The organism is Collinsella sp. AM40-7AC (assembly GCF_003468125.1).
GTDB classification, from domain to species: Bacteria; Actinomycetota; Coriobacteriia; order Coriobacteriales; family Coriobacteriaceae; genus Collinsella; species Collinsella aerofaciens_O.
This window is the reverse complement of record NZ_QSGK01000025.1, coordinates 1-1,621: the sequence shown is the minus strand read 5'-3', so window position 1 is coordinate 1,621 and position 1,621 is coordinate 1. Positions and strand designations below refer to the sequence as shown.

Sequence of the window (1,621 nt, the reverse complement as noted above, 5' to 3'; positions counted from 1 at the left end):
CCTTGATTCTCATTTTCATTGCAACAGCCTCAGGACTCAGCGCAACGCGTTGCGCTGAGTCCTGAGGCGCGAATCCGGGTAGGCAACCCCAGAGGGGCCGGAATCCCCCGGCCCGCGATGGAGGGAGGCCGGCATGTCCAGACCCAAGCCGTCCGGAAGGTCGTACGGGAGGCTCACGAGGCACGAGAGGAACACGGTCGAGAGGATGCTCGACCGCAACCGCAGCGCCCGCGAGATCGCCGCGGAGCTCGGCAGGTCGCCCTCGACCGTGACCAGGGAGGTCGCGGCGCACCGCTACGTCACCGCGCCGCGCTCGCGCTACGGCGAGCCCGCGCCCGCGGACCTGTCGGGGGCCTGCCCCAGGCTCTCCGCGTGGCCGAGGTGCTGCAACGGCTGCCCGCACAGGAGGGGCTACGGCTGCTCGAGGAGGCCCAGGGTGTTCTACAGCGCCAGGAGGGCGCAGGAGGCGGCCGACGCCGAGCTCTCGGCGAGCAGGTCCGGGATCGACGAGACCGAGGAGGGCGCCGCCGCCAAGCTCGCGGCCATCAGGGACGGGCTCGCGCGCGGGCTCTCCCCGCAGCAGATAGCGGCGACGACCCCCGGGCTCAGCGCCTCCACCGTCTACAGGTGGGTGGACGCCGGCTACGACGGCATGACGAACATGGAGCTCAGGCGCAAGGTCGGCTACAGGCCGAGGTCGCGCCGGGCCCCGAAGAGGGCGACGTCCCACTCGTCGCGCAGGTCGCACGCGTCGTTCCTCGCGCTCGGCGAGGACGCCTGCGCCGCGGCCTGGGAGATGGACACCGTCGAGGGCTCCAGGGGCGACTCCGCCAGGCTCCTCACGCTCCTGCACCGCCCGAGCCGCTTCCAGCTGGCCCTGCCGCTGCCGGACGGCACGTGCGCCTCGGTCCTGGCGGCGCTCTCCTCCCTGCGCGGGGTCCTCGGCGAGGACGGCGCGAGGCGCGCCTTCGGCGCCGTGCTCACCGACAACGGGAGCGAGTTCGCCGACGAGGGCGCCATCGCGGCGCTGATCGGCGAGCGGGACGGCGAGACCAGGCTCTTCTACTGCGACCCCCGGCAGAGCCAGCAGAAGGGCGCGTGCGAGAAGAACCACGTGGAGATCAGGAAGCTGCTGCCCAAGGGCGCCGGGGCCAGGTTCGACCGGCTGACGGCGGAGGACTGCGCGCTGCTCATGTCGCAGGTGAACTCCGAGCCGAGGGGCGCGCTCGGTTTCCTGACGCCGGCGCGCGTGCTGCGGATGGCCCTCGGGGAGGACGCCTCCGCCCTCATGGACGCGTTCGGGATAGAGGAGCTGGCGCCCGGCGAGCTGGACCTCACGCCCGGCTGCATCGACAGGGCCAGGGCCGCGAGGGGCGAGGGGCCGCTGGCGGGATAGGCGGCGGGCCGGGACATGGGCCGGAGGGCCCGTTGCGCTGAGTCCGGAACGGCTGCGCGGCGGGCTGGCGGAGCATGCGGCGGCGGCATGGGGGCACCGGCCTCCATAGCCTCTCCACCTGCGGAAACGATGCGACGGCCAGGTGCCGGGAGCTATTCCCGCGTTGCGCTAGCTGCGGAAACGCGGGGCCCGTTCAGGCTGTTGCGTTGAGATTGAAAATCAACC

The 1,621-nt window shown here is 72.5% G+C and carries 1 protein-coding gene; it reads left to right on the top strand.

Features of this window, described 5'->3' with window-relative positions; translation table 11 throughout:
- The first annotated feature begins 133 nt into the window (after positions 1 to 133).
- The gene (locus DW892_RS10255) at positions 134 to 1,396 is read left to right on the top strand and encodes an IS30 family transposase (RefSeq protein WP_117767362.1); all 1,263 of its coding nucleotides are present in this window, start codon (positions 134 to 136) and stop codon (positions 1,394 to 1,396) included.
- Positions 1,397 to 1,621 lie beyond the last annotated feature (225 nt).